Source organism: Bradyrhizobium sp. NBAIM08, assembly GCF_020193935.1.
Lineage (GTDB): Bacteria > Pseudomonadota > Alphaproteobacteria > Rhizobiales > Xanthobacteraceae > Bradyrhizobium > Bradyrhizobium yuanmingense.
Genome location: NZ_JADYVR010000434.1, coordinates 1 through 440 on the forward strand (window position 1 = coordinate 1; position 440 = coordinate 440).

Genomic DNA, 440 nt, shown 5'->3' on the forward strand with positions numbered 1-440 from the left:
GCCTACCCACCGTCCTACGAGCGGTTCGCCCGTAGCTGAGCGGTCGTGAAGACATCCAACGAACGAAAGCGAGCGTGCACATGGAACAGCGGTCGATCGGCAGCCTGCGGGTGTCCGTCGTGGGCCTGGGCTGCAACCAGCTGGGCACCTCGGCCTGCGACGAGGCGACAGGCGTGCAGATCGTCAAGGAGGCCGTCGAGGCCGGGATCAACTACTTCGACACCTCCGACGAGTACGGCCGCGACTACTTCAACGACACCGATCCCTCCGGTTGGGGTCGATCGGAGGAGATCCTCGGCAAGGCCCTCGCCTCGTGCCGCGACGACGTGCTCATCGCCACCAAGTTCGGGCCGCCCGGTCCGAGCGTCGACGGCCAGCCGATGTTCCCCTGGGAGCGCAGCCAGAGCGGCCGCCGGGGGATCACCATCGCCGTCGAGGAG

The 440-nt window shown here is 67.7% G+C and carries 1 protein-coding gene; it reads left to right on the forward strand.

Features of this window, described 5'->3' with window-relative positions; translation table 11 throughout:
• Positions 1 to 80: 80 nt before the first annotated feature.
• Positions 81 to 440 (forward strand): aldo/keto reductase (locus I6F37_RS40285; protein ID WP_225154420.1); only part of this gene is annotated, 360 nt, incomplete at its 3' end.